The organism is Phenylobacterium sp., from assembly GCF_046291545.1.
Taxonomy (GTDB): domain Bacteria; phylum Pseudomonadota; class Alphaproteobacteria; order Caulobacterales; family Caulobacteraceae; genus Phenylobacterium.
This window is the reverse complement of the sequence record NZ_JBKBSM010000003.1, coordinates 178,033-202,806: the sequence shown is the minus strand read 5'-3', so window position 1 is coordinate 202,806 and position 24,774 is coordinate 178,033. Positions and strand designations below refer to the sequence as shown.

General features: G+C 70.9%; 28 protein-coding genes and 1 tRNA gene. 20 read left to right on the top strand and 9 right to left on the bottom strand.

The window, feature by feature from the left end; genetic code table 11:
• The first annotated feature begins 15 nt into the window (after positions 1 to 15).
• The gene (locus ACK4YQ_RS10460; protein WP_409611077.1) at positions 16 to 1,392 is read left to right on the top strand and encodes a class II 3-deoxy-7-phosphoheptulonate synthase; all 1,377 of its coding nucleotides are present in this window, start codon (positions 16 to 18) and stop codon (positions 1,390 to 1,392) included.
• 100 nt (positions 1,393 to 1,492) lie between these two features.
• A complete protein-coding gene (locus ACK4YQ_RS10455) occupies positions 1,493 to 2,884 on the top strand; it encodes an MATE family efflux transporter (protein WP_409611075.1) in 1,392 nt (463 codons plus the stop codon).
• Here the strand turns inward: ACK4YQ_RS10455 and ACK4YQ_RS10450 are convergent.
• Both ACK4YQ_RS10450 and ACK4YQ_RS10445 read right to left on the bottom strand, forming a co-directional pair.
• Entirely contained in the window at positions 2,881 to 3,777 is an 897-nt protein-coding gene (locus ACK4YQ_RS10450) for a cobalamin biosynthesis protein CbiG (RefSeq protein WP_409611073.1), read from the bottom strand. The two genes, ACK4YQ_RS10455 and ACK4YQ_RS10450, sit on opposite strands and share 4 nt — an antisense overlap.
• A gap of 71 nt (positions 3,778 to 3,848) precedes the next feature.
• Positions 3,849 to 4,850 (bottom strand): NADP-dependent oxidoreductase, encoded by a 1,002-nt coding sequence (locus ACK4YQ_RS10445; protein WP_409611071.1) that lies wholly within the window; start codon positions 4,848 to 4,850, stop codon positions 3,849 to 3,851.
• Between the two features lie 111 nt (positions 4,851 to 4,961).
• Between ACK4YQ_RS10445 and ACK4YQ_RS10440 the strand changes: the two genes are divergently transcribed.
• The 4 genes from ACK4YQ_RS10440 to ACK4YQ_RS10425 all read left to right on the top strand — a co-directional run bounded on the left by ACK4YQ_RS10440 (position 4,962) and on the right by ACK4YQ_RS10425 (position 8,412).
• On the top strand, positions 4,962 to 5,879 hold the full coding sequence (locus ACK4YQ_RS10440; protein ID WP_409611069.1) for a Gfo/Idh/MocA family protein: 918 nt from the start codon (positions 4,962 to 4,964) through the stop codon (positions 5,877 to 5,879).
• 59 nt (positions 5,880 to 5,938) lie between these two features.
• The gene (locus ACK4YQ_RS10435) at positions 5,939 to 6,418 is read left to right on the top strand and encodes a glutathione peroxidase (protein ID WP_409611067.1); all 480 of its coding nucleotides are present in this window, start codon (positions 5,939 to 5,941) and stop codon (positions 6,416 to 6,418) included.
• Positions 6,419 to 6,602: 184 nt separating this feature from the next.
• Complete coding sequence (locus tag ACK4YQ_RS10430) at positions 6,603 to 7,673, top strand: aminoglycoside adenylyltransferase domain-containing protein (protein ID WP_409611065.1); 1,071 nt, start codon at positions 6,603 to 6,605, stop codon at positions 7,671 to 7,673.
• 55 nt (positions 7,674 to 7,728) lie between these two features.
• Positions 7,729 to 8,412: an aspartate/glutamate racemase family protein gene (locus ACK4YQ_RS10425; protein WP_409611063.1), complete on the top strand. Its 684-nt coding sequence runs from the start codon at positions 7,729 to 7,731 to the stop codon at positions 8,410 to 8,412.
• 60 nt (positions 8,413 to 8,472) lie between these two features.
• On the opposite strand, the gene ACK4YQ_RS10420 is transcribed toward ACK4YQ_RS10425, so the two are convergent.
• Genes ACK4YQ_RS10420 through ACK4YQ_RS10405 form a run of 4 tightly spaced genes read right to left on the bottom strand, consistent with a single transcriptional unit; the run spans position 8,473 to position 12,031 of the window.
• Positions 8,473 to 8,928, bottom strand: coding sequence for a GNAT family N-acetyltransferase (locus tag ACK4YQ_RS10420; protein WP_409611061.1), 456 nt, complete (start codon positions 8,926 to 8,928; stop codon positions 8,473 to 8,475).
• A 9-nt stretch (positions 8,929 to 8,937) separates the two neighbouring features.
• A complete protein-coding gene (locus tag ACK4YQ_RS10415; protein WP_409611059.1) occupies positions 8,938 to 10,593 on the bottom strand; it encodes an acyl-CoA dehydrogenase family protein in 1,656 nt (551 codons plus the stop codon).
• Positions 10,594 to 10,605: 12 nt separating this feature from the next.
• Entirely contained in the window at positions 10,606 to 11,298 is a 693-nt protein-coding gene (locus ACK4YQ_RS10410) for an NnrU family protein (RefSeq protein ID WP_409611057.1), read from the bottom strand.
• Between the two features lie 58 nt (positions 11,299 to 11,356).
• Positions 11,357 to 12,031, bottom strand: coding sequence for a hypothetical protein (locus ACK4YQ_RS10405; RefSeq protein ID WP_409611055.1), 675 nt, complete (start codon positions 12,029 to 12,031; stop codon positions 11,357 to 11,359).
• Between the two features lie 124 nt (positions 12,032 to 12,155).
• Between ACK4YQ_RS10405 and ACK4YQ_RS10400 the strand changes: the two genes are divergently transcribed.
• Positions 12,156 to 13,481, top strand: coding sequence for a hemolysin family protein (locus ACK4YQ_RS10400; protein ID WP_409611053.1), 1,326 nt, complete (start codon positions 12,156 to 12,158; stop codon positions 13,479 to 13,481).
• A 3-nt stretch (positions 13,482 to 13,484) separates the two neighbouring features.
• On the opposite strand, the gene xth is transcribed toward ACK4YQ_RS10400, so the two are convergent.
• On the bottom strand, positions 13,485 to 14,264 hold the full coding sequence (xth, locus tag ACK4YQ_RS10395; protein WP_409611051.1) for an exodeoxyribonuclease III: 780 nt from the start codon (positions 14,262 to 14,264) through the stop codon (positions 13,485 to 13,487).
• Positions 14,265 to 14,436: 172 nt separating this feature from the next.
• On the opposite strand from xth, the gene ACK4YQ_RS10390 reads away from it, so the two are divergent.
• Positions 14,437 to 15,171 carry an enoyl-CoA hydratase/isomerase family protein gene (locus ACK4YQ_RS10390; RefSeq protein ID WP_409611049.1) on the top strand — a complete coding sequence of 245 codons (735 nt, stop codon included), beginning with the start codon at positions 14,437 to 14,439 and terminating at the stop codon, positions 15,169 to 15,171.
• 21 nt (positions 15,172 to 15,192) lie between these two features.
• On the opposite strand, the gene erpA is transcribed toward ACK4YQ_RS10390, so the two are convergent.
• Positions 15,193 to 15,525: an iron-sulfur cluster insertion protein ErpA gene (gene erpA / locus ACK4YQ_RS10385; RefSeq protein ID WP_409611047.1), complete on the bottom strand. Its 333-nt coding sequence runs from the start codon at positions 15,523 to 15,525 to the stop codon at positions 15,193 to 15,195.
• A gap of 82 nt (positions 15,526 to 15,607) precedes the next feature.
• On the opposite strand from erpA, the gene ACK4YQ_RS10380 reads away from it, so the two are divergent.
• From ACK4YQ_RS10380 to ACK4YQ_RS10340, 9 genes are all read left to right on the top strand, one after another.
• Entirely contained in the window at positions 15,608 to 16,786 is a 1,179-nt protein-coding gene (locus ACK4YQ_RS10380) for a deoxyguanosinetriphosphate triphosphohydrolase (protein ID WP_409611045.1), read from the top strand.
• A 101-nt stretch (positions 16,787 to 16,887) separates the two neighbouring features.
• Positions 16,888 to 17,655 (top strand): SPOR domain-containing protein, encoded by a 768-nt coding sequence (locus ACK4YQ_RS10375; protein ID WP_409611043.1) that lies wholly within the window; start codon positions 16,888 to 16,890, stop codon positions 17,653 to 17,655.
• The gene (gene nagZ, locus ACK4YQ_RS10370; protein WP_409611041.1) at positions 17,652 to 18,677 is read left to right on the top strand and encodes a beta-N-acetylhexosaminidase; all 1,026 of its coding nucleotides are present in this window, start codon (positions 17,652 to 17,654) and stop codon (positions 18,675 to 18,677) included. The genes ACK4YQ_RS10375 and nagZ overlap by 4 nt, the downstream gene beginning before the upstream one ends.
• Positions 18,674 to 19,513 (top strand): segregation and condensation protein A, encoded by an 840-nt coding sequence (locus tag ACK4YQ_RS10365; protein WP_409611039.1) that lies wholly within the window; start codon positions 18,674 to 18,676, stop codon positions 19,511 to 19,513. The genes nagZ and ACK4YQ_RS10365 overlap by 4 nt, the downstream gene beginning before the upstream one ends.
• Entirely contained in the window at positions 19,514 to 20,164 is a 651-nt protein-coding gene (gene scpB / locus ACK4YQ_RS10360) for an SMC-Scp complex subunit ScpB (RefSeq protein ID WP_409611037.1), read from the top strand.
• 111 nt (positions 20,165 to 20,275) lie between these two features.
• Complete coding sequence (locus tag ACK4YQ_RS10355; RefSeq protein WP_409611035.1) at positions 20,276 to 20,485, top strand: twin-arginine translocase TatA/TatE family subunit; 210 nt, start codon at positions 20,276 to 20,278, stop codon at positions 20,483 to 20,485.
• Positions 20,486 to 20,555: 70 nt separating this feature from the next.
• A complete protein-coding gene (gene tatB, locus ACK4YQ_RS10350; protein ID WP_409611033.1) occupies positions 20,556 to 21,137 on the top strand; it encodes a Sec-independent protein translocase protein TatB in 582 nt (193 codons plus the stop codon).
• A 1-nt stretch (position 21,138) separates the two neighbouring features.
• The gene (gene tatC, locus ACK4YQ_RS10345) at positions 21,139 to 22,056 is read left to right on the top strand and encodes a twin-arginine translocase subunit TatC (RefSeq protein ID WP_409611031.1); all 918 of its coding nucleotides are present in this window, start codon (positions 21,139 to 21,141) and stop codon (positions 22,054 to 22,056) included.
• Positions 22,057 to 22,194: 138 nt separating this feature from the next.
• Positions 22,195 to 22,515 (top strand): DMT family transporter, encoded by a 321-nt coding sequence (locus ACK4YQ_RS10340; protein WP_409611029.1) that lies wholly within the window; start codon positions 22,195 to 22,197, stop codon positions 22,513 to 22,515.
• 69 nt (positions 22,516 to 22,584) lie between these two features.
• Here the strand turns inward: ACK4YQ_RS10340 and ACK4YQ_RS10335 are convergent.
• A tRNA-Thr gene (locus ACK4YQ_RS10335) sits at positions 22,585 to 22,659 on the bottom strand.
• 104 nt (positions 22,660 to 22,763) lie between these two features.
• Here ACK4YQ_RS10335 and ACK4YQ_RS10330 point away from each other — a divergent pair.
• The 3 genes from ACK4YQ_RS10330 (at position 22,764) to ACK4YQ_RS10320 (ending at position 24,736) form a co-directional block, all read left to right on the top strand.
• On the top strand, positions 22,764 to 22,934 hold the full coding sequence (locus ACK4YQ_RS10330) for a hypothetical protein (protein ID WP_409611027.1): 171 nt from the start codon (positions 22,764 to 22,766) through the stop codon (positions 22,932 to 22,934).
• Positions 22,935 to 23,018: 84 nt separating this feature from the next.
• Entirely contained in the window at positions 23,019 to 24,308 is a 1,290-nt protein-coding gene (gene murA / locus ACK4YQ_RS10325; protein WP_409611025.1) for a UDP-N-acetylglucosamine 1-carboxyvinyltransferase, read from the top strand.
• An 8-nt stretch (positions 24,309 to 24,316) separates the two neighbouring features.
• The gene (locus ACK4YQ_RS10320) at positions 24,317 to 24,736 is read left to right on the top strand and encodes a DUF2948 family protein (protein WP_409611023.1); all 420 of its coding nucleotides are present in this window, start codon (positions 24,317 to 24,319) and stop codon (positions 24,734 to 24,736) included.
• The last annotated feature ends 38 nt before the right edge of the window (positions 24,737 to 24,774 follow it).

The following is a 24,774-nucleotide window of genomic DNA, read 5'->3' as shown; positions in this document are numbered from 1 at the left end:
GCGGAGTTAAAGACGATGAGCGAACATTGGACGCCGGCTTCCTGGCGCAGCAAGCCGGGGCTGCACATGCCCACCGACTATCCGGATCCCGCCGAGGTGAGCCGGGTGGAGAACACCCTGCGTGGCATGCCGCCGCTGGTGTTCGCCGGCGAGGCGCGGCGTCTGAAGTCGCTGCTGGGCGAGGTCTCCGCCGGACGCGCCTTCCTCCTTCAGGGGGGCGACTGCGCCGAGAGCTTCAAGGAATTCCACGCCGACAACATCCGCGACACCTTCCGCCTGATCCTGCAGATGGCGGTGGTGCTCACCTTCGCCGGCGGCAAGCCGGTGGTGAAGGTCGGCCGCATGGCCGGCCAGTTCGCCAAGCCGCGCTCCTCGCCCGTGGAGACGCAAGGCGACGTCACCCTGCCGTCCTACCGCGGCGACATCATCAACGGCATGGAGTTCACGGCCGAGGCGCGCACGCCCGACCCGAACCGGCTCCTGCAGGCCTATGCACAGTCCTCGGCCACCCTGAACCTGCTTCGGGCCTTCGCCGGGGGCGGCTACGCCGACCTCTATAACATCCACCGCTGGACCCTGGGCTTCGTCGCCGACAGCCCGCAGGGCGCGCGCTACCGCGAGCTGTCCGAGAAGATCAGCGAAGCCCTCACCTTCATGGCCGCCATCGGGGTGACGCCGGAGACCCATTCGGATCTGCACCGGGTGGAGTTCTTCACCAGCCATGAAGCCCTGCTGCTGGGCTTCGAGGAGGCGATGACCCGCGTCGATTCCACCTCGGGCGAATGGTACGACACCTCCGCCCACCTGGTCTGGATCGGCGAGCGCACGCGCCAGCTCGACGGGGCCCACGTGGAGTACTTCCGGGGGATCAAGAACCCGATCGGCCTGAAGTGCGGTCCCACCATGGAGGGCGACGACCTCCTGCGCCTGATCGATGTGCTCAACCCCAAGAACGAGCCGGGCCGGCTGACGCTCTACGGCCGCTTCGGGCACGAGAAGGTCGCCGACCGCCTGCCGCGCTTGATGCGCGCGACCAAGGCCGCCGGCCGCGCCGTGGTCTGGGCCACCGACCCGATGCACGGCAACACGCTCACCGCCGCCAACGGCTACAAGACGCGGCCGTTCGACCGCATCCTCTCGGAGGTGAAGACCTTCGTCGAGGTGGCCAAGGCCGAAGGCGTGCATCCCGGCGGCGTCCACCTGGAGATGACCGGGCAGAACGTCACCGAGTGCCTCGGCGGCGCCCGTGCGCTGTCCGAGGGCGACCTCGCCGACCGCTATCACACCCACTGCGACCCGCGGCTCAACGGCGAACAGGCGCTGGAACTGGCGTTCCTCGTCGCCGAAAAGCTGAAGGGCGAGCGCGCCGACCTGACCCGGGTGGCGGTCTAGCGGGGCTGTGCTCCGCCGGTCACCCTGAACGGGAAGTTACAGCGGAAACGAACGCCGTTCTTGCCGAACCGGCGAGGCGGCGCCACCTTCGCCGGCCTCTTTGACATCGGTGACCCTCATGGCCAGCACGGCCCAGGCGTCCTCTCCCCGCGGAGGCCGCCCCAGCATCGTCCGCACTGAACTCGGTGAGCTCCTGAAGCTTTCCGGGCCGGTGGTGCTCGCGCGCCTGGGCATCATGACCATGGGCCTGACCGACGCCATCGTCGTGGGTCGCTATTCGGCCGAGCAACTCGGCTTCCATGCGCTCGCCTGGGGTCCCACCTCGGTGGTGCTGACCATGGCCGTGGGCCTGCTCTCCGGCGTGCAGGTGATGACCGCCCGGGCGATCGGCGAAGGGCGGCGGACCGAGACCGGGGCGGTGCTGCGCCGGGGCATGGTCTATGGCGCCTGGATCGGCCTGGCCTCGATGGCCGTCCTGGCGATCCTCGGGCCGCCGGGCATGCACATGATCGGGCTGGAGCCGGCCCTGGCAGCCGGCGCTGCGCCGGTGGTGGTGATCTTCTCCCTGTCGCTGCCGACCTACGTGGTCTCGTGCGCCGCGACCTTCTGGCTGGAGGCGCTTTCGAAGCCTACCCCGGCGATGCTGATCATGTGGGGGGCCAACGTCGTCAACGTCGTGCTCCTGCTGCTGCTGGTGCCTGGGGCGTTCGGCCTGCCGGCGCATGGGGCGCTCGGCGCCGCCTGGGCGACCTTCGGCGCGCGCGCCTTCCTGCTGGTCGGCCTCTTGGCCTACATCGCCGCGATGAAGGAGGCCCGGGACCTGGGCGTCTTCACCCGGCCGCCCCGCGACCGCGCCGCCGAGCGCACTCAGCGCCAGATCGGCTATGGCGCCGGGGCGTCCAACTTCTTCGAGGTGGCCGCCTTCGCTTCGCTGAACGTGATCGCCGGCTGGATCGGCGGACTGGCGGTGGCGGCCTGGACGGTCGTGCTCAACGTCGCGGCCCTGGTGTTCATGGTGCCCCTGGGCCTGGCCACCGCCACGGCGGTGCTGGTCGGCCGCGCCTATGGCGGACGCGACCGCGAGGCGGTGATCCGGGCCGGGGCCATCGGCTTTTCGGTCACCGCGGTCTTCGGGCTGCTGATCTCCCTGGCGATCTGGCCGGCCGCCGGCGTCATCGTGCGCGCCTACACCACGGACGCCACCGTGATGGCCATGGCCGCCGCGGCCCTGGTGCTGTCGTGCCTGTTCTTCCTGGCCGACGCCCTGCAGGTCGTCATCGCCCAGGCGTTGCGGGCCCGTGGCGACGTGCTGGTCCCGACGCTGACGCACCTGACAAGCTACATCGTCATCATGATGCCGCTCGCCTGGTGGCTCGCCATTCCCAAGGGGCTGGGCATCATGGGGCTTGTCTGGGCGGTGATAGCCGCCAGCCTGATCTCGGCCGGCCTGCTCCTGACGCGGTTCTGGCGGCTGAGCCTGCGCCCGCTCTAGGCGCCCAGGATCCAGCCTTCCTCGCGCTCGGCCTCGGCCAGGCCCTCGGGCGACAGGCCCTTGGGCGCCGCGAACAGGTCAGCGAGCTTGCCGGCTTCGTCGAGCCGGGCGAAGTGCTCGGCCAGGGCGCGCACCTGGGCCATGTCCTTCACCTCGCCGGCGCCGGCCTGGGTCTTCAGCAGCGAGGGGTAGACCTCGGCGGCCACGACCTCCACGCCCTCCAGGTCGGCGGGCGCCAGGGCCTTGAAGCCGGTTTCGAACGGCCAGACCTTCATCGCCTCGCCGCGCGCCAGCTTCAGCCGCCGCACGGCCGGGACGCCCAGGATCGCCTGCCCCCCGACCGAGCCGTTGTAGTAGAGCTTCCAGATCGAGGCCGCGCCCTTGGCCGCCAGGTCGGCATGGCGGAACTCGGGCAGGTCGTCGGGCCCATGGGCCCGCGGCCGCTTGGGCTGCAGGGTGGTGAGCGCGTCCTTGGGCGGGCAGCCCCAGAAGGGGAACGGGCCGCCCGTAAGCCGCCGGTTCAGCTCCGAGCCCACGCCGAAGCGGTTGTTGGTGTTGTCGGCCTTGTCCTTGACCATCCGGTCGAGCTGGTCCCAGACCGCGCGCCAGGGCGCTTCGCCGGGCAGGTTCAGCGCCTGGGAGAAGCCCCGCGGGAAGCCGAGGGGGAAGTCAAAGCCCACCAGCGCCCGTTCGCCGCGCTTCTTCAGGTCGTCGAGCACGGCCATCAGCTTCTTCTCGGCCTCGGCCCGGGTCGCCGGGTTGTGGGCCTCGAAGGTCAGGCGGAAGCGCACGTCGCGCTTCATCACCCCGATCCAGACCGAATCGGCGCCCGTCGCCGGCTTGGCGGCCGCGCTCCAGTCGACAATCACGTAGGCGCTAAACAGGCGCGTCAAAGCAGGCTCCGGGTTCGGGGATGGCGAATCTTAGCCCGCCGCGCCCGGCTGGCCAATGGCGGCGCGAAGGCTCAGGCGAGCTTCACGAGCATCTTACCGAAGTTCTCGCCCTTGAAGAGGCCGAGGAAGGCGTCCGGCGCCTTTTCGATCCCTTCGAACACGGTCTCCTTCCACTTGAGCTTGCCGGCCGCGTGCCAGGCCGCCAGGTCCTTCTGGAAGGCCGGGGCCATGTCGGCGTGGTTGGAGACGATGAACCCCTCCAGCCGCAGGCTCTTGCCCACCGCCAGCACGATGTTGCGGGGTCCCGCGGGAGGAGTTGTCGCGTTGTACATCGAGATCATGCCGCACAGGGCGAAGCGGGCGAACGGATTGGCGCAGGCCAGCGCCGCCTCCAGGTGCTCGCCGCCGACGTTCTCGAAGTAGACGTCGACGCCTTCGGGCGCGGCCTTGGCGAGGGCTTCGCCGATCGGCTCGGCCTTGTAGTCGATGGCGATGTCGACGCCGAGCTCGTCGCGAAGGAAGGCGGTCTTCGCCGGCCCGCCGGCCGAGGCGATGACCTTGTGTCCCTTCAGCTTGGCGATCTGGCAGACCATCGAACCGACGGCGCCGGAGCCGGCGGACACGAACACCACGTCACCTTCCTTCAGCGCCGCGATCCGCAGGAGGCCGACGTAGGCCGTCAGGCCCGGCATGCCGGCCGCGCCAAGGAACGCCTGGGGCGGCAGTCCGTGCGTCTCCAGCTTCTGCACCGCCGCAGCCGGGGCGTTGAACGCCTCGCGCCAGCCGAACATGCTCTGCACCAGGTCGCCCGGCTTGAGCGACGGGGCGTTGGAGGCGACGACCTCGCCCACGGCGCCGCCTTGCATCGCCTCGCCGAGCTGGAAGGGCGGGGTGTAGCTCTTCACGTCGTTCATGCGCCCGCGCATGTAGGGATCGACCGTCATCCAGGTGTTGCGCACCTGGACCTCGCCAGGCCCCGGCGCCGGCAGTTCGACGGTGGCCAGCTCGAAGTTTGCGGGGGCCGGCAGGCCCACCGGCCGGCTCTTCAGCCGGATTTCGCGCGAGGTGGTCATGGGGTCTCCTCCTGTGCCGCATTTCGGCTTGAACGATTGTTTAACTCGCCACGCCCGGGTGGCGTCGAGGCGCTCGGGGATGTAAGGCGCCCATCAGGAACGGAGCGATTCATGGTCGAGACCTTGCGGGGCGGCGTCATCGGCGCGGGTGTTTTCGGCGGACACCATGCGCGGAAGTACGCGAGCCTGCCCGGCGTCACCCTGTCGGCGGTGCTTGATCCGCATCCCGAGCGGGCCGCCGCCCTGGCCGTGCCCCTCGGCGGGCGGGCGTTCGCCGACCTCGACGCCTTCCTGGAGGCCGTGGACGTGGTGACCATCGCCTCGCCCGCGCCGTTCCATGCCGAACAGGCCCTGGCCGCGATCAAGGCCGGCCGTCACGTCTATATCGAAAAGCCGATCGCCGTCAGCGTCGCCGACGCCGAGGCGCTCCAGGCCGAGGCCGCGCGCCGCGGGCTCGTGGTCGCCTGCGGCCACCAGGAGCGGGTGCTGTTCCAGGCCATGGGCCTGTTCGACATCCCCGAGCAGCCCCTGCGGCTGGAGGCGGTGCGGCACGGCACCCCCTCCGAGCGCAGCCTCGACGTCTCGGTCGTGCTCGACCTGATGATCCACGATCTCGACTTGGCGCTGTCCCTGTCGGCCGCCGAGCCGGTCACGGCCGAAGGGGAGGGACGCATCGCCGCCAGCGGGACCTGGGACACCGCCCGGGCGGAGGTCACCTTCGACGACGGCTTCACGGCGGAGTTCGACGTCTCGCGCATGGCGCAGATGCGGAAGCGCAAGATGAAGATCGTCTATCCCTCCGGCGAGCTGGAGATCGACTTCCTCACCCGCGACTTCCACAACTCCACCGGTTATCCGCTCAACCCCGGCTTCGCCGAGACGCCGGCGGCGCAGGACACCCTGGCGACCAGCGTCGCCTGCTTCCTGGCCGCGGTGCGAGGCGAGGCGCCCAGGCCCATCGTCACCGCCGCCGAGGCCACCCGCGCCCTCGACCTGGCCCTGGCGGTTGAGCAGGGGCTGGCGGGCTGAGCCCGGTTCCGTCCGCTCCGGAACGGGCCTAAGCTGGCCTCGCCCACGGAGGTTCGCACATGGCCGGTTCCGCCTACGACTACGCGTTCAAGTCCATCGACGGCGGCGACCTGCCGCTGTCCACCTTCAAGGACAAGGTGGTGCTGGTCGTGAACACCGCGTCCAAGTGCGGGCTGACGCCGCAGTACGAAGGCCTGGAGAAGCTCTACGCCGACTACCGGGACAGGGGACTGGTGGTGCTGGGGGCGCCCTGCAACCAGTTCATGGGCCAGGAGCCGGGGACCGAAGCCGAGATCAAGGACTTCTGCCAGACGCGCTTCTCGGTCGACTTCCCGATGACCGCCAAGGTTGAGGTGAAGGGCGATGGCGCCCATCCCTTCTACAAGTGGGCCGAGGCGCGTCTGGGCGAGCCGGCGGTTCCGGTCTGGAACTTCCACAAGATCCTCATCGGCCGCGACGGCCAGTTGATCCGCGCCTTCGGGCCGCGCACGGAACCGCTGGACGGCGAGGTGATCCGCGCGGTCGAGGCGGCGCTGTAGCCGGCTTGCCAGGACCGCAACGTGTGGTAGCGTCTGCGGGCCTCAATCGGGAGCCTGCACCTCGTGTGTACGATCAATCAGGGACGGTTGCGCCAGGTCGGCTGAGCTGAAGCTCGCCGCACGCTGACTGCTGCGCCCCGCCTCTGAGGCGGCGGCCGCGCCTTCCTGATTGGATCGTTCTCACATGCCGAAACTCAAAGGCCTGCGCGCGCCTGCGCGCCAGCCCACCCCCTATTCCGAACTCAACGAGGTTCTGAGGGACCTCATCGCCGGCGCCCGCGAGGTCCTGCGCGGCAACTTCGTCGGCGCCTATCTGCAGGGCTCGTTCGCCGTCGGCGACGCTGACGAGGCCAGCGACGCCGACTTCATCGTGGTCATGCGCCGCGACGTCTCCCCTGAAGAGCTGACCGGGCTCGAAGCCCTGCACAAGGCCCTTCACGGCCGTCCCACCTTCTGGGGCGAACGGCTTGAAGGGTCGTATTTTCCGGCCGCCGTCCTGCGGCGCAAGTCGGATCGGCCCCTCGATCCGCCAGGCGAGCCGCCGCGCGCTCCCGACTGGATCGACCGGGGCACCGGGCTGGCTGGTCCGACCTGCTATCCGGTGCTGTTCAACGACAACGGCGGCGACGAGCTCTGGCGCTCGGAGCACGACAACACCGAGGTCGTGCGCTGGGTGACGCGGGAGAAGGGGGTGGTGCTCGCCGGACCCGATCCCCGCGCCCTGATCGAGCCGGTCACGCCGGCGGCCTTGAAGGCGGAGATCCGCAGCGTCATCCGCCGCAAGGCGCCGATCTGGGCGGACGAGGCTTATGAGATCGACCGCAACTGGCTGTGGGCCTTCTTCGTCACCCTGGGGTGCCGGATGCTGCAGTCGCTGGAGACGGGCGAGGTCGCCTCGAAAAAGGCGGCCACGGCCTGGGCGCTGCCGCGGCTGGGCCCGGAATGGTCCGAACTGATCGAAGCCGCCTGGGCTATGGGCCGCGCGTCCATCCCGGTGCGCATCGCGCCCGCGCCGCCGGAGCGGGCGGCGCAGGCGAAGGCCTTCGTCCGACGCCTCATGGCCCTTGAGGCCGCCATGCCTCAGGCTTCAGCCGCCGACCGCGCGCGTGAGATCATCGCTCGTCGACAGGCCAGGACGGAGACCCCGGCGTGGGGCGGGCCGCCGCGGGGCGGCCCGCCCCGCGGCAGGGGCGGCCGCCTGGACGCAGGCGTGGCGCCGCCGATCCGCCCCGGCGGACGCGGACGGCGCGGCTAGGCCCTGGCGTCTCCTCGGCGCGGCGCCTAAGGTCCGCGCCGAGGAGACCTGACCCATGCGCACCCTTGGCCTGATCGGCGGCATGAGCGCCGAGAGCACGGCGCTTTACTACGCCCACCTGAACCGGCTGGCGCGCGAGCGGCTGGGCGGGCTGCATTCGGCGCGCCTGGTGATCGTCTCCATCGACTTCGCCCCGCTGGCCGAGATGCAGGCGAAGGGCGAATGGGAGGCGGCGGGGCTGATGCTGGCCGAGGAAGCCCGCCGGCTGCAGGCGGCCGGCGCCGAGGCGATCCTGATCTGCGCCAACACCATGCACCTGGTGGCCGATGCGGTGCAGGCGGCGGTGGACGCCCCCGTGCTGCACATCGCCGACGCGACGGCGGACCGGCTGCAAGCAGTCGGCTCCCGCCGCCCCCTGCTGCTGGCGACCCGCTTCACCATGGAAAAGGACTTCTACCGCGATCGTCTCGCCGCCCGCGGGATCGACGCGGTCGTGCCGGAGGCGGCGGACCGCCAGGCGCTGCACGCGATCATCTACGACGAACTGTGCCAGGGCCTGATCCGCCCTCCGTCGAAGGCCGCCGTGCTGGAGATGATCGGCCGCGCTCGCGGGATCGACGGCGTCATCTTCGGCTGCACCGAGATCGGGCTCCTGATCTCCCCTGACGAGCTGACCCTGCCGGTGGTCGACACCACCCTGGCGCACGCCGAGGCGGCGATGGATTTCGCCCTGGGCTAGGGGGGCTTTGCGGCTGCTCCCGTTCGGTTCGCCGGCGCCGAGCCTTTCGTCCAGCCGCCCTCAGAGCGAGAGGGTCATCTCCGAACTCGCTCGCCACCCCAGACCTTCATACAGGGGCCTGCCCATCTGGGTGGCGTGCAGGACCATGTAGGCGATCCCTCGGTGGCGCGCCTCGTCGGTCGCCAGTTCCATCAGCGCCTTGGCCAGGCCGCGCCCGCGATGCCCGGGTTCGACGAACACATTGAGGACGTAGCCGCGCTCCCCCTGCTCGGGATGTGAAGGATGGGGCGGCCAGTCGATCACCATCATCCCCAGGCCGGCGACCGGCGCGTCGTCCGCCAGGGCGATCCAGCCGAAGTAGGCGCCGCTCGCCAGGCGCGGCTCCAGCCACGGCCGGAAGGCGGCGGTCATGGGCGCCAGAACCTCGTCCGACCGGCCCGACGCCTTGAACATCTCGTGCCTGTGCCGGCAGACAAGATCCAGGTCTCCTGGCGTGACGGGCCGAAACGCGTACATCGCGGCGTCCTAGGCGACTTCGGATTGCCGGGCCACGATCGCCTCGACGTCCGCGGACCGCGGCAGCACGCCGAAGGAGCGGCCGCCTTCGTCGCCGAGGCGTGTCGCGCAGAAGGCGTCGGCGACGGCCGGCGGCGCATTGCGAACCAGCAGGGCGCCCTGAAGCACCAGGGCCATGCGCTCGGCCGCGTAGCGGGCCTCGGCCTCGGCGGGCAGGCGGGCCAGGCTGTCCATCAGAGCGTCGGCCGCGGCGTCGAGCCGGCGGTCGGCGCCGCGGGACTCGCCGATCTCGGCGACATAGGCCTCCAGGGCGGCGGGCTCACGGGCGAGGGTGCGCAGGATGTCGAGGGCGATGACGTTGCCCGACCCTTCCCAGATCGCATTCAGCGGGCTTTCGCGGAAGAGGCGCGGCATGGGCGTCTCCTCGACGTAGCCGACGCCGCCATGGCACTCCATGCACTCGTAGACGAAGTTGGGATTGCGCTTGGTCAGCCAGTACTTGCCGAGCGCCACCGACAGGCGGGCGAATGCGCGGCCGAGCTCGTCGTCCGGATCGAAGGCGCGGGCGACGCGCATGCCGAGGACGACGGCGGCCTCGTACTCCACCGCAAGATCAGCGATCACCGCACGCATCGCCGGCTGGTCGATCAGCGTCTTCTGGAAGGCCCGGCGGCCGGCGACCTGATGCACCGCCTGGGCCAGGGCCATGCGCATGATCCCGAGCGTGCCGCCGATGGTGCCCAGCCGCGTGTGGTGGACCATGTCGATGATCACCTTCACGCCCTGGCCTTCCTCGCCCAGCAGCTCGGCGTAGGCGTCGTGGTACTCGATCTCGCTGGAGGCGTTGGACTTGTTGCCGAGCTTGTCCTTCAGCCGCATCACATGGACGCCGTTGCGCTCCCCGTCGGGGGTGATCCGCGGGACCAGGAAGCAGGAAAGGCCGCCGTCGGCGTAGGCCAGCGTAAGGAAGCCGTCGCTCATCGGCGCCGAGCAGAACCACTTGTGGCCCACCAGGCGATAGGCCCGCGAGCCCCTGGCTTCCAGGCGGTGGGCGCGGGTGGTGTTGGCGCGCACGTCGCTGCCGCCCTGCTTCTCGGTCATGGCCATGCCGAGGGTGATGCCGGCCTTTTCGGCGATCGGCCGCAGCGCGGCGTCGTATCTGCCGCCCAGCAGCCGGTCGAGCCAGGACCCGGCGACGTCCGGCTGGGCGCGCAGGGCGGGGACCGCGGCGTAGGTCATGTTGATCGGACACATCACCCCGGCCTCGGCCTGGGTGAACAGCGCCAGGCTGGCCAGGTGGCCGACGTGGCCGCCGGCGCGCCCCGCGGTCCAGGCGATGTCGTGGATCCTGTGCTCCATCGCCAGCGCCATCAGCGAGTGGTAGGCGGGATGGAAGCGGGCCTCGTCGATGCGGCGGCCGTAGCGGTCGAAGACCGTCAGTTCGGGCGGGAAGCGGTTGGCCTGCTCGCCCCACTCGAGCACCTGCTCGGAGCCGACCGCCGCGCCCAGGGCGCGCATCGGGCCGTCCAGCCATTCGCCGGCCTCGCGCCGTACGCCTTCGCGGAAGCAGGCGTCGGTCTCGTAGAGGTTGCGCCCGGCGAACTCGGCGGGCTGATTGAAGACCTCGTGGGTCTCGAGCTGGGTGGAAGGGGCGTAGCGGGGCATGGCGCCAGCCTATCAGCCCATGGCCGGTACGCCGAACGCATATGGGTGGGCGACCAGCAGGACCAGCCAGACCACCAGCGCCAGGAGCAGGCGCCACCAGCCGATCTCGGCGACCTGCAGCTTCTGGCGCCCGGAGACGATCGCCGCGAAGGGTATGTTGGAGGTCTGGGCGGCGAAGGCCTCCCACTCTGCGCCCAGCTTGCGCTGGCGCTTGGCGTCGATGCTCGTCGTGCCGAGGATCGCCAGGACCAGCATGGAGCCGAACAGGACCAGGCTGGCGCGCTCGCCGTTCACCAGCAGGTGGCCGGCCGCCCAGATCGCCACGCCCCAGAGGAAAGGATGGCGGGTGATGCGCAGCATGCCCCTGACCACCGAGGGATTCTGCAGCGCGCCCTCCTGGCGCACGCTGGTTGGATTGGGCGTGGTGAGGCCCGGCAAGATCAGCAGCAGGGCGATGAGCTGCAGGCCGATCTGGACGTGCCGCGTCGCCGGCGTGACGGTCCAGTAGGCGAGGTTGGCGGGCTCGGCGCGGGCCTGGCCGAAGGCGAAGATCAGCCAGACGAGGCCGGCGATCGAGGCGAGGGAGAACAGGCCCATGTAGGGGCCCTCGCCGATCCGCCCGGTAAGGGCGTCGCGCACCCGGGTCCCGGAGACCAACAGATGGATGAGGACGAAGTAGGCCGCAGCGGCGATCAGGTTGGTCATGGCGCTCCCCGGGACTTTCGCGAACCAGGAAGCAGGGTGCGCCGTTAGATTTACAGCGTCAAGTTATGGCTTCGTCCCGGTCGGGAAGGTCGTCGTCCCAGGGCGGCGCGTCATCCTCGTCGTCCACGTCCTGGCGCGCCGCGAGGGGCGGAGCGGCCGGGGGCGAGGACCGGGCGGGCTGAACCTGGGCGGCGGCCGGCGCGGCGGGAGCCGATCGGCGCAGGATCGCCTCGGCGCGGGCGAGCCAGCGGTTGGCCTCCTGCACGGCCTTGGCCGGCGTGAGGGGCGCGCGGCCCGCCTGGTCCCCCGGCGTCCAGAGCTCCAGCTCGAAGTCGGGATGGCGGGGGTCGTCGAAGATCAGCCGCAGACGCACGTCCTCGACGGCGCCGGCCATCTGGTCCAGCGCCCGGCGCGGCTCGCCCCGGAAGGCGCGGGCGACCACCTGGCCGTCGACGATCAGTTCGGCGCCCATCAGCTCCTCGAGCCGGTAGACGAGGCACCAGGCGCCGTTGTCCCAGGCGACCGCCGCCAGGCCAGACGCGAACTGGAACCCCGCCGCACGGCCGCGGCCCCGGGCGAAGACTACGGCTTCCGGCGGCCCCTTGAGCACGCGCCGCAGCGCCCGGCGCAGGCGCCGCTCCTCGTCCATGAACCAGATCGCGGCGCTGCCGAGGAAGGTGAGGGCCGTCCCGGCGAGCGCCACGAGCAGGAGGAGCCGGACGAACTCGTTCATGTCCGGACGCTAGCGCTGTTCGCAGGGGGGGAGAAGCCGCCGCATCCGCCGCTCGCCGGACAGGGCGGATGCCCCTATCATCGTCGGCGTGGCCGAACGGCGGCCCGCTGAAAACCTTAGGGTGATGATCCTCATTGCTTCCGCCGTAGTGCTGCTGCTCGTGGTGCTGAACGGCCTCTTCGCCATGTCCGAACTGGCCGTGGTGTCGTCCCGCAAACCCAAGCTCCAGGCCCGCGCTGACCGCGGCGACCAGGGCGCCGCCGCCGCGCTGAAGCTGGCCGAAAACCCCACCCGGTTCCTGTCGGCCGTGCAGGTGGGCATCACCCTGATCGGCATCCTGGCCGGCGCCTACGGCCAGGCGACCATCGCCGCCGAACTGGACGCCAGCCTTGAGCGGTTCCCGCTCATCGCCCCTTGGTCCGAAGCCATCGCCACGGGGCTGGTGGTGATCGTGCTGACCTACGTCTCGCTGATCGTCGGCGAACTCGTTCCCAAGCGCTTTGCGCTGATCTTCCCGGAGGCCATCGCCGCCATCGTCTCGCGGCCGCTGACGCTGGTCGCCACGGTGCTGCACCCGTTCGTCACCCTGCTGACCGCCTCCACCGCCGGGGTGCTGCGGCTGGCGGGGGTGCGCGACGAGAAGGGCGAGGCGATCACCCAGGAGGAGGTGATGACCGTTCTGGCCGAAGGCACCAGCGCAGGCCTGATCGAACCGGAGGAGCAGGTGATCATCGGCGAGGTCATGCGCCTGGGCGACCGCCAGGTGCGGGCCGCCATGACGCCGCGGCGCGATGTGGACTGGATCTCCCTGTCCGACCCGGAGGAGCAGCAGCGCGCCGAGATCCGCGCCAGCCCGCACTCGCGCCTGGTCGTCGCCCGGGGCGAGGACATCGACGAAGCCGTCGGCGTCGTGAATAAGAAAGACCTCTTGGACCGCCTGCTGGACAATGCGCCGATCGACCTGGCATCGCTGGTCGAGACGCCGTTGTTCATCCCCGAGACGACCACCGTGCTGAAGGCGCTGGAGCTCTTCAAGTCGACGCCCCTGCACATGGCTCTGGTGGTGGACGAGTTCGGTTCGCTGGAGGGTGTCGTCACCACCACGGACCTGCTGGAGATGATCGCCGGCGACTTCCCCGAGGGGCACGCCGACGACAGCGCCGCCGTGCTGACGCGGGAGGACGGCTCGTTCCTCGTCGACGGGCGCACCGAGATCGAGGAGCTGAATCGCGCGCTGGAGTCGGAATTCGACGACGAGGCCGGCTTCCAGACCGCCGCCGGGCTGGTGCTGAACCACATCGGACGCCTGCCCCGCGAAGGGGAGGTGTTCGACATGGGAAGCTGGCGCGTGGAGATCGTCGACATGGACGAGCGGCGCATAGACAAGCTGCTCTTCCGCAGGAAGGTGCAGAAGGGACGCGCGCCGCCGGCGGGGGGAAGCCGGACCTGAGGCCTAGAGGTCAAGCTCGACGACGACGGGCACGTGGTCCGAGGGCTTTTCCCAGCCGCGGGCGTCGCGGTGGATGACGCAGCCGCGCAGCAGGTCGGCGGCCTGGGGCGAGAGCAGGGCGTGGTCGATGCGGATGCCGTTGTTCCGCTGCCAGGCCCCGGCCTGATAGTCCCAGAAGGTGTAGCCGCCGGGGGCACCGTCGACCTGCATGTAGGCGTCGGTGAAGCCCAGCCACTTGAGAGCGCGGAAGGCGGCCCGGCTCTGCGGCTGGAACAGGGCGTCGTCCGCCCAGGCGGCGGGGTTCTCGACGTCGGTTTCCTCGGGGATGACGTTGTAGTCGCCCATGATCGCCAGCGGCTCCTCGAGGGCCAGCAGCGCGCGCGCGTGTGCGCTGAGGCGGTCCATCCAGGCGAGCTTGTATGCGAACTTGTCGGTGCCGACCGGATTGCCGTTGGGCAGGTAGATGCCGGCGACGCGCACCGGACGCGGCCCGGAGACCACCGCCTCGATGTAGCGAGCCTGTTCGTCGGCCGGATCGCCCGGCAGGCCGCGGCGAACGTCTTCTAGCGGCGTCTTCGAGAGCAGGGCCACGCCATTATAGGTCTTCTGGCCATGAACGGCGACGTTGTATCCAAGCCTTTCAAAGGCTTCGGCGGGAAACTTCTCGTCGACGCACTTGATCTCCTGCAGGCAGGCGACGTCGGGCGACTCCTGCTCGAACCACTTCAGGACGGTCTCCAGCCGGGCGTTGACCGAGTTCACGTTCCAGGTGGCGAGTCTCATGAGGGGCTCCTTAGGGCCGCGAAGCTAGCGGCCTTCGGGGGGCGAGGGAAAGGGCCGGCGCGCCCGCCGACGCTCATGACCGCCGGCCGCGAACGCGGCCGAGCCATGCGGGTTGATTGACGCTGGGACCGGGCGGCAAGGTCGCGGCGAACCAGAACGAGGGGAGGGCCGCGTGGCCGAGGACATTCTGCAGATCGAAACCCTGGGCGAGGTGCGGCGGATCACGCTGAACCGGCCGGACCGTCTGAACGCCGTCGACCAGCCGATGGCCGATGCGCTGCTCGCAGCCTTCGAGGGGCTGCGGCGGGACACCGGGGCGCGGGTGGTGATCCTGCGCGGGGCCGGGCGCGCCTTTAGCGCCGGGGCGGATCTGAAGTCGGCCGGCACGCCGACGGCCCTTCGCGACGGCCCGAACGGCGACTGGGTGCTGCGCGACGTCGGCAAGGCCATGCGCGCCTGTCCGCAGCCGATCATCGCCCTGGTCAAGGGAGCGGCGGCGGGCGGCGGCCTGGCCCTGGCGCTGGCCAGCGACATCGTGGTGGCCGGCGAGAGCGCCGTGTTCCATTCGGCCTTCATCAAGATCGGCCTCTCCGGCGCCGAGCTGGGAGTGGGATGGCGCCTGCAGCGGACCATGGGAATCTCCCGCGCCCGCGAAGCCCTGTTCACGGGCGATCCGATCGACGCGGCGGAGGCCTGGCGCACGGGCCTGGTCTCGACGGTTGTGCCGGACGCGGCGCTGGACGACCACGGCGCGGCCCTCGCCGAAAAGATGCTGAAAGCCGCCCCGGACGCCCTGCGGATCACCAAACGCACCCTGGATGCGGCCCTTGAGACCGGCGTCGAGGCGGCCATGGAGATCGAGGAGCGCGGCCAGATGCTGACGATCCGGCAGATGCGCGGGCGCTAGCCGCGCCGCGGCCCCACGCGATCAGATCGAGAAGCTGACGCCGCAGCCGCAGCTGGACTTGGCGTTGGGGTTCCTCACGCGGAACTCGGCGCCGGCCAGCTCGTCGACGAAGTCGATCTCCGAGCCCTTGAGCAGGACCAGGCTCATCTCGTCGACCAGGGCCGCCGCGCCGTCGCGCTCCACGCGAAGGTCGTCGGGCTGGGCCTCTTCGACCAGGTCGAACTGGTACTGGAAGCCCGAGCAGCCGCCGCCTTCGACCGCGACGCGCAGCATCAGCGGCCGGCCTTCGGCCTGGCCGATGGCCTGGATGCGGCGGGCGGCGGCGGGAGACAGGGTCAGGTCTTGGGTGATCATGGGCGCTTAGGAAGTTCTCACCTTGCCTCTATATGAGGGCCTCGAGCGCTTCGACCAAGAGGCGTTGCAGCAGAAGGTCCCCATGGCCCTGACCCTACCGCCCCGCGCCCCCTACGCCGAAGACCCCGCCAAGTCGCGCGGCCGCAAGGTGCAGGAAGACGAGAGCCGCACGCGCACGCCGTTCGCGCGCGACCGGGACCGGATCATCCATTGCACGGCCTTCCGCCGGCTGAAGGAGAAGACCCAGGTCTTCGTGGCGCACGAGGGCGACCATTTCCGCACGCGCCTGACCCATTCGCTGGAGGTGGCGCAGATCGCCCGCTCGGTGGCCACGGCGCTCGGGCTGGACGGGGACCTGGCCGAGACCATCGCCCTGGCCCACGACCTGGGCCATCCGCCGTTCGGCCACGCCGGCGAGGACGAGCTGGAACGGCAGATGGCCGACTACGGCGGCTTCGACCACAACGTCCAGACCTTCCGGGTCGTGACGCGGCTGGAGCGGCGCTACCCCCGCTTCGACGGCCTGAACCTGACGTGGGAGACCCTGGAAGGGGTGATCAAGCACAACGGTCCCGTGGTGGAGAAGCTGGAGCGCCCGAGCTGGAGCGCCATCGCCGAATTCGACGCCGAGTATCGGCTGGGCCTGGGGGGCTGGGCCTCCGCCGAGGCCCAGGTGGCGGCGCTGGCCGACGACATCGCCTACAACAACCACGACGTCGACGACGGGGTGCAGGCGGGGCTGTTCCACCTGAAGGAACTGCTCGACGTGCCGTTGATCGGCCCGATCCTGGCGGGGGTCTACAAGGAGTATCCGGACCTGGAGCCCAGGATCGTGCGGCTGGAGGCGGTCCGGCGGATGATCGGGGCGATGGTCGACGACGTGCTTGCCGAGACCCGCCGGAGGGCGGACGAGGCCAAGGTCGGCTCGGCGGAGGACGTGCGCAACCTTGGCCGGCCGCTGGTGGCCTTCTCCCGGGACATGGCGGAGGACCTGGCGCAACTGCGCGCCTTCCTGATGGAGCGCATGTACAGGTACTGGCGCGTCAATCGGACGCGCAGCCAGGCGCGCCGCATTCTTGCCGAGATGTTCCAGTTGTTCATGGCCGAACCCGACGTCCTGCCGACCGAGTGGTTCGCGCGGTCGCAGAAGCGCGACGAGGCCGGGCGCGCCCGGGTGGTGTGCGACTACATCGCCGGCATGACCGACCGCTTCGCCATCGAAGAGCACCGCCGCCTTTTCCACCTCGACGTCTGGAATTAGGCCGGACGGGGCGGTTCGAAGGGCGGCGCGCTTCGATAGACTGTCCTCTCCTCCGCGCGATTCGCCTTAGGTCGCGCCCAGATTCCCGGTGAGCTTGCGCGATGTCCGACTCTGATCGCGGCGCCTATACGCCTCCCACGGCCGACGCGCCGCTGGCCTTCGACGCCCGCCAGCCCGTGCGCGGCTCGCGGCCCGTGCCGATGACCCTGATCGTTTCCGGCGTGGTGCTGCTGATCCTGATCGCGGCCATCGTCTTCTTCTACCGTTCTGGCGTGCGCCAGGAGGGCGAGGCGCCCCAGGCGGTCGGCGCGCCGGTGGGCGAGATGAAGGCCCCCGCGCCGGCCGGCGAGCAGCCGACCGACCCGGCCGCCAGCCTGCAGATCTACCAGGACGAGGCGCCTGCCGCCGGCCAGCCCACCTTCACGCCGCCGCCGGAGGAGCCGGCCCCCCGCGCCGCGCCCTCCACCCAGGTGGCCCAGGCGCCTGCGCCGCTGCCGCCGGCCCAGCCGGCGTCCAAGGCCGCCGAACTGAAGCCGGCCCAGCCGGCGCCCGCCCCCAAGGCCGCCGCCCCGGCGCCCAAGACCCCTGCGCCGGCCGCCGCGGCCCCCAAGCCCGCCGTCGTGTCCGGCGGGGCGGCGGGGGTCCAGATCGGCGCCTTCTCATCCAAGGCCCTGGCCGACGCCGGCTGGAACGACGCGGCGCGGATCGCGCCCGGGGCCATCGCCGGCAAAGGCAAGACCGTGGAGCCGGTGCAGGTGAACGGCTCGACCCTCTACCGCACGACGGTGACCGGCTTCGGCTCCAAGGCCGAGGCCAAGGCCTTCTGCGACGCGCTCAAGGCGGCCGGGAAGAACTGCTTCGTGAAATGAGCGCCAGCGCCTGCATCCTCGGCTGCGCCGGGACCGCCCTCAGCGACGGGGAGCGGGCGTTCTTCCGCGAAGCCGACCCCTGGGGCTTCATCCTCTTCAAGCGGAACGTCGAAAGCCCCGAGCAGGTCCGCGCGCTGGTGGCCGAGTTGCGGGCCTGCGTGGGGCGCGCCGACGCGCCGGTGCTGATCGACCAGGAGGGCGGGCGCGTGCAGCGCCTGGGCCCGCCGCACTGGCGGCGCTATCCCCCCGGCCGGGCCTACGGCGCGCTCGCGGGCAACGACCCGCTGCTGCGGCGGGAGATCACCCGGCTTGGCGCGCGGCTCCTGGCCCACGACCTGGCCGCCCTGGGAATCAACGTCGATTGCGTGCCGGTCCTCGACGTGCCCGGGCCGGGCGCCCACGACATCATCGGCGACCGCGCCTATGGCGAGACGCCCGAGGAGGTCGCGCTGCTGGGCCGGGCGGCGGCCGAGGGGCTGATCGCGGGCGGGGTGCTGCCGGTGATCAAGCACATACCGGGACACGGCCGGGCCCGGGCCGACAGCCATCTGGAGCTGCCGGTGGTGGAAGCCGCCTATGAAGACCTGGATGGGCGCGACTTCGCTCCCTTCCGCGTGCTGTCCGACATGCCGATGGCGATGAGCGCCCACGTCGTCTACACGGCGGTCGACCCGCGCCGCCCGGCCACCACCTCGCGCACGGCGATCCGCCAGGTGATCCGCGGGGCGATCGGCTTCGACGGCCTGCTGATGACGGACGACCTGTCCATGAAGGCGCTGAAGGGCGACTTCGCCCAACGGGCGCGCGCGGCGCTGGCGGCCGGCTGCGACCTGGTCCTGCACTGCAATGGCGACATGGCCGAGATGACGGCGGTGATGGCCGGCATGAAGCCGCTGGCGGGACGCGCCGCGCAGCGCGCCCGTGCGGCGCTGGCGCGGCTGGCCAAGGCTCCGGAGCCTTTCGACGCCGAGGAGGCGAGGGCGCGTTTCGAGGCGGCGTTCGACGGGCGGTGGGCGGCGTGAGCGGCGCGTTCCAACCCAACCTCGATTTCGAAGCCGCGCGCACCGCGGCGGAAGACGGCGACGCCCTGATCGTCGACGTCGAGGGCTACGAGGGGCCGCTGCACGTGCTCCTGGCCCTGGCGCGCAGCCAGAAGGTGGACCTGCTGAAGCTGTCGGTGCTGAAGCTGGCCGAGCAGTACCTGGCGTTCGTGCAGCAGGCGCGGCGGTTGCGCTTCTCCCTGGCGGCGGACTACCTGGTGATGGCGGCCTGGCTGGCCTACCTGAAGTCGCGCCTGCTGCTGCCCAAGCCCGAGCGGCCGAAGGCCGAGGAGCCGCCGGCCGAGGAGATGGCCGCGCAGCTCGCTTTCCGCCTCGCCAAGCTGGACGCCATGCGGCGCGCCGCCGAGGCGCTGAAGGACAGGCCGCAACTGGGTCGCGACGTGTTCGTGCGGGGCGATCCGGAGGCGATCCGCGTGATCCCCTCGACCCGGCTGGAGGGGGACCTCTACGGCCTGATGGACGCCTATCTGGCGCAGCGCAAACGCGAGGAGGCCCGGCACTACGCGCCGCGCCCGCAGCAGGCCTATCCCCTGGAGGAGGCGCGCGAGCGGCTGCGCGAACTGCTGCCGGAGCTGGAGCGATGGACGCCGTTGACCGGCGTGACGCCGCGGGGCGCACGCTACGGCGCGGCCGGCGAGGGGCCGACGCCGGCCTCGTACCTGGCCTCGACCCTGTCGGCGAGCCTGGAGCTGGTGAAGGAGGGACACCTGGAGGCCCGGCAACTGGAGGCCTTCGCCGACGTGTACCTGCGGGCGCGCCGCGAGGCTGAGCGGCGCCAGGCGGAGCTCGCGCTCTAGATGGGCGACCTGGCCGAGACCGAGCGCCGAATCGAGGCGCTGTTGTTCGCCGCCGCCGGCCCGCTCAGCGCCGCCGAACTGGCCGAGCGGCTGCCGGACGGGGCGGCGGAGATCGGCGAAGCGCTGATGGCCCTGAAGCGGCGCTACGAGGGGCGCGGGGTCGAACTGGCCTGCGTGGCCGACCGCTGGCGCCTGCAGACCGCGCCGGACCTGGCGTTCCTGATGACCGAGGAGCGGGAGGAGCCGCGGCGGCTTTCCAAGGCGGCGCAGGAGACCCTGGCGATCATCGCCTACCACCAGCCGGTGACGCGGGCGGAGATCGAAGCGGTGCGCGGGGTGCAGGCCAGCAAGGGGACGCTGGACGTGCTGCTCGAACTGGGCCTGGTGCGCATGCGCGGGCGGCGGCGCACGCCGGGGCGGCCGGTGACCTACGGCACCACGGACGCCTTTCTGGAGCACTACGGCCTGGCGAGCCTGTCGGACCTGCCGGGGCTGGCGGAGATGAAGGCCGCGGGCCTGCTTTCGCTGGACCTGCCGCCGGGATTCTCGGTGCCCGACCCGAGCGCGGCGCACCCGGAGGAGGATCCCTTCGACGAGAACGAGGCGCCGGAGTTCCACACCGACTATCTGGGCGGCGAAGACGCGCCGTGACGCCGCATCGGCGTCATTCCATGGTGCATCGGGGCTGAAGGCCCTATATTGAGGCGAACGGATTGGCCGCGCCCGGGGATCGGGCGGCGGCCGCAACGGAGTTCTGGGTTCATGGGCTCATTTTCGATCTGGCATTGGCTGATCGTGCTGGTGGTCGTGGCGCTGCTGTTCGGCGGCCGCGGCAAGCTGTCCGGCCTGATGGGCGACGCCGCCAAAGGCATCCGCGCCTTCCGCGACGGCCTTAAGGACGAGGACAAGCCGGCCGAGGGCGGGGCCAAGACGATCGCCGCCGAACGGGAAAAGGACGAGGCGCGCGGCTGACCCCGCTCCCGCGCCGTTTCACGTCGCGCCGGCCTTGATCGGCGCCCTCTGCTTCGTCTAGGCCACGGCCATGCTTCCGGACATCGGCGCCTCCGAACTCCTGCTCATCGCCGTGGTCGCGCTGATCGTGGTGGGGCCCAAGGACCTGCCGCTCTTGATGCGCAAGGTCGGCCAGTTCGTGGCGCGGCTGCGCGGCATGGCGGCCGAATTCCGCGCCAGCTTCGACGAAATGGCCCGGCAATCGGAGCTCGACGAACTGCGCCGCGAGGTGGAGGCGATGCGCTCGGGCCGGTTCATGGCGGACGCCGCGTCCGGAGCCGAAGAGCCGGTGCGCAGCGCCATCAGCGAGATCGAGCAGAGCCTGGCCGACACCGGGGCCCAGTTCCACCCGCCGATGAGCCACCAGATCTCGCCGCCCGCGTCGGAGCCCGATCCGGCGGCCGCGACGTCGGGTACGGAGCCGCAACCCGCGCCCAAGGCCGCCCGAAAGCCGCGCGCCGCCGCGGCGACGAAGCCGGCGGCCAAGGGTTCGGCGACCAAGAGTTCGGCGGCCAAGAGCTCTGGAGCCAAGGCCTCCGCACCGAAGCGGAGCGCGGCGGGCGCGGCCAAGGCGCCGGCGCGCAAGCCGCGGACCAAGAAGGCGGACGCCTGAGATGAGCGACTTCGATCCCGACGAGGCCGAGATCGAGGCCTCGCGTGCGCCGCTGCTGGACCACCTGGTCGAACTGCGCCAGCGCCTGATCATCTGCGTGGCGGCGATCGCGGTCGGGTTCGCCCTGTGCTTCGCCTTCGCCAGCCAAATCTACCTGTTGCTGCTGCACCCCTTCGAGGTGGCCGCCCGGCTGCTGGAGGTGCGCAAGGGCGCGCACGGCGGGGCCTTCGACATCTCCGGCGCGACGGATCTGCTGCTGACCCTCGTGGGCGCCAAGACCGCGCCTGCGGCCGTGGCCGGGCAGGGGCTGAAGCTGGTGTTCACCGCGCCCCTGGAGTTCTTCTTCACCAAGCTCAAGCTCGCCGGTTTCGGCGCGGTGATCGTGACCTTCCCGGTGCTGGCGTGGCAGGTCTACGGCTTCGTCGCCCCCGGGCTCTACAAGCGCGAGCGCAAGGCCTTCCTGCCCTTCCTGGTGGCCTCGCCGAGCCTGTTCCTGCTGGGCGCGGCCCTGGTCTACTTCGTGATCCTGCCGTTCGTGCTGTGGTTCTCCCTGTCGCAGCAGATCACCGGCGTGGGCGCGATCTCGGTGGAGCTGCTGCCCAAGGTCTCCGACTACCTGACCCTCGTCACGACGCTGCTGCTGGCGTTCGGCCTTTGCTTCCAGTTGCCTGTGGTCCTGACGCTGCTCGGCATGGCCGGCCTGGTGAACGCCCAGATGCTGCGCGCGGGCCGGCGCTACGCCATCGTCGGGGTGTTCGTGGTGGCCGCGGTCGTGACCCCGCCCGACCCGATCAGCCAGTGCATGCTCGCCGTGCCGATCATCCTGCTCTACGAGATCTCGATCTGGCTGGTGTGGCTGATCGAGCGTCGCCGAAGTCGCGACGAAGCCGAAGCGGGCCGGGACGTGGTCCCCCAGTAGCCCGTCCGCCGGCCGAGGACCCCGTGCAGGCTTGAACCGGCCGCGCGGGTCCGTATCTAGGCCCCGAGAGGCAACGTCCTCCCTGCGCGGCAGGCTTCAAGTCCGGGACGGCCCGGCGCTCCAGGAGGGAACGCCGCCATGGCCTGGGCAATTCTGATCGTCGCCGGACTGCTGGAGGTGGTCTGGGCCTATCTCATGAAGCAGTCGGCCGGGTTCACCCGCTTCTGGCCGTCGATAGGAACCCTCGGATTCATGATCGCCAGCTTCGGCCTGCTGGCGGTCTCCATGCGCGTCCTGCCGCTCGGCACGGCCTACGTCGTCTGGACGGGCATCGGAGCGGTCGGCGCCTTCGTGGTCGGGACCCTGGTCCTGCACGAGCCCGTCAGCGCCGCACGGGTGCTGGCCGCCGCCCTGATCGTCGCAGGCCTTGTGCTCATGAAGGTCACGAGCCCGCACTGACCGCCTCGACCCGCGGCGGGGCGTCAGAGTCCTGGAGCGTGGGACTCGCGTGGTCTCCCAGGTGGGGAGTGGTGCCGCCGGGCAGGATTGAACTGCCGACCTCAGCCTTACCAAGGATGCGCTCTACCACTGAGCTACGGCGGCGAAAGGCGAGGCGGGCGCTATAGCCAAAGCCGGCGCGCCCGTGAAGCCCTAAAAGTCGGAAAGTCGGACTTGACGGGCGCGCGGCGTCGTCGCACGGCCAGGGCATGAAGTCCGACGGCAAGGACGAGCGGCATGGCGGGGAGGCCGCCGACAGGGAGGCCAAGCTGGCCCAGGCCCTGCGCGCCAACCTGCGCCGCCGCAAGGCCCCGAAGGCGGCCAAGTCTCCCGCGCAAGGCGACGGCGACCAGACGGGCGACGACGCATCCGAACGCTGATCGTCTTTGCGCCGGCCCAGGCGCAGGGTAGATACGCGGTCTGTTCGCCCCGTCCGGGGCGCCCCAAGTTCCCGAGGGATTTGTTTGGACCGAATCGCCATCACCGGCGGCGCGCGGCTGGAGGGTGAGATCCCGATCAGCGGCGCCAAGAACTCCGCGATCAAACTGATGGCGGCGAGCCTGCTGACCGACGAACCGCTACGGCTGACGAACATGCCGCGGCTGGCCGACACCCGCTTCCTGGGCAAGCTGCTGCAGCGGCTGGGGGCCGAGGTGGTGGAATCGGAGGGGCCGGACGGGGCGCAGACCACCCTGCACACGGCCGAGATCGTCAGCGCCATCGCGCCCTATGACCTAGTGCGCCAGATGCGCGCCTCCTTCAACGTGCTGGGCCCGCTGATCGCCCGCACCGGCCAGGCCAAGGTCTCGCTGCCGGGCGGCTGCACCATCGGGGCGCGGCCGGTGGACCTGCACCTGAAGGCGCTGGAGGCGCTCGGCGCGCGGATCGACCTGCACGAGGGCTACGTCTACGCCCAGGCGCCGCGCGGGCTGACGGGGGCGGAGATCGAATTCCCGTTCGTTTCGGTGGGCGCCACCGAGCACGCCCTGCTGACGGCGGTGCTGGCCAGCGGCGCGACGGTGCTGAAGAACGCCGCCTGCGAGCCGGAAATCGAGGACCTGGCGCAGTGCCTGGTCAAGATGGGCGCGAAGATCGAGGGCGCGGGGACGTCCGAGATCCGCATCGAGGGCGTGTCCAAGCTGTCGGGAGCGACCCATTCGGTGATTCCCGACCGGATCGAGACCGGAACCTACGCCCTGGCCGCGGCCATGGCCGGCGGGCAGGTGCGGCTGACGCGTACGCGCAGCGACTTCATCGCCGCCCTGCTCGACAAGATGGTCGAGGCCGGCGTGGAGGTGACCCGCCACGACGACGGCGTGACCATCACGCGCAACGGCGCGCGCCTGAAGGCGGTGGAGGTGGAGACCGACCCCTATCCCGGCTTCGCCACCGACCTGCAGGCCCAGTTCATGGCGCTGATGACCCTGGCCGAGGGCGAAAGCGTGATCCGGGAGACGATCTTCGAGAACCGCTTCATGCACGCGCCGGAGCTGGCGCGCCTGGGCGCCGACATTTCGGTGAGCGGGGGCGAGGCGCGGGTGCGCGGGGTCGGATCCCTGGAAGGGGCGCCGGTGATGGCCACCGACCTGCGCGCCTCGGTCAGCCTGGTGATCGCGGGACTGGCGGCGCGGGGCGACACCATCGTAAACCGGGTCTATCACCTGGACCGGGGCTTCGAGCGGCTCGAGGAGAAGCTTGGCGCCTGCGGCGCTGCGGTGCGCCGGATCAAGGGCGGCGAGTCCGAGGAAGAGTGAGACGGGGCATGACGGCGAGCCTGAAACTCCTGGCCGAGGACGCCGACGACCTGGCGGTCGTCTCGGCGGCCCTGCAGGACGCCGTGACCCGGATCGGCGACATCGGCTTCGAGCCGAAGGCGCGGCGGCTGACGATCCAGTTCAATCGCTATCGCTGGGAGGCGGGCGGCGGCGAACGGGTGCGCAGCGCCCTGCAACTGGGCTCGGTGCTGCGGGTGCAGGCCCGCCGGCTGCGGCGCGAGGCGCCCTCGGCGGTGGTGGAGCTCCTGGCCGTAAGCTTCGAACCCGGGAAGGCGCCGGGCGGGGCCGTGGTGCTGAGCTTCGCCGGCGGGGGCGACCTGCGCTGCGAGGTGGAATGCCTCGACGCGGTGCTGGCCGACATCTCCGAGCCCTGGCCGACCCCGCGGACGCCGAAGCACGCCGAATAGGACTGTCCCGGCGGCTTCGCCGCGCGACCGTGGACCTC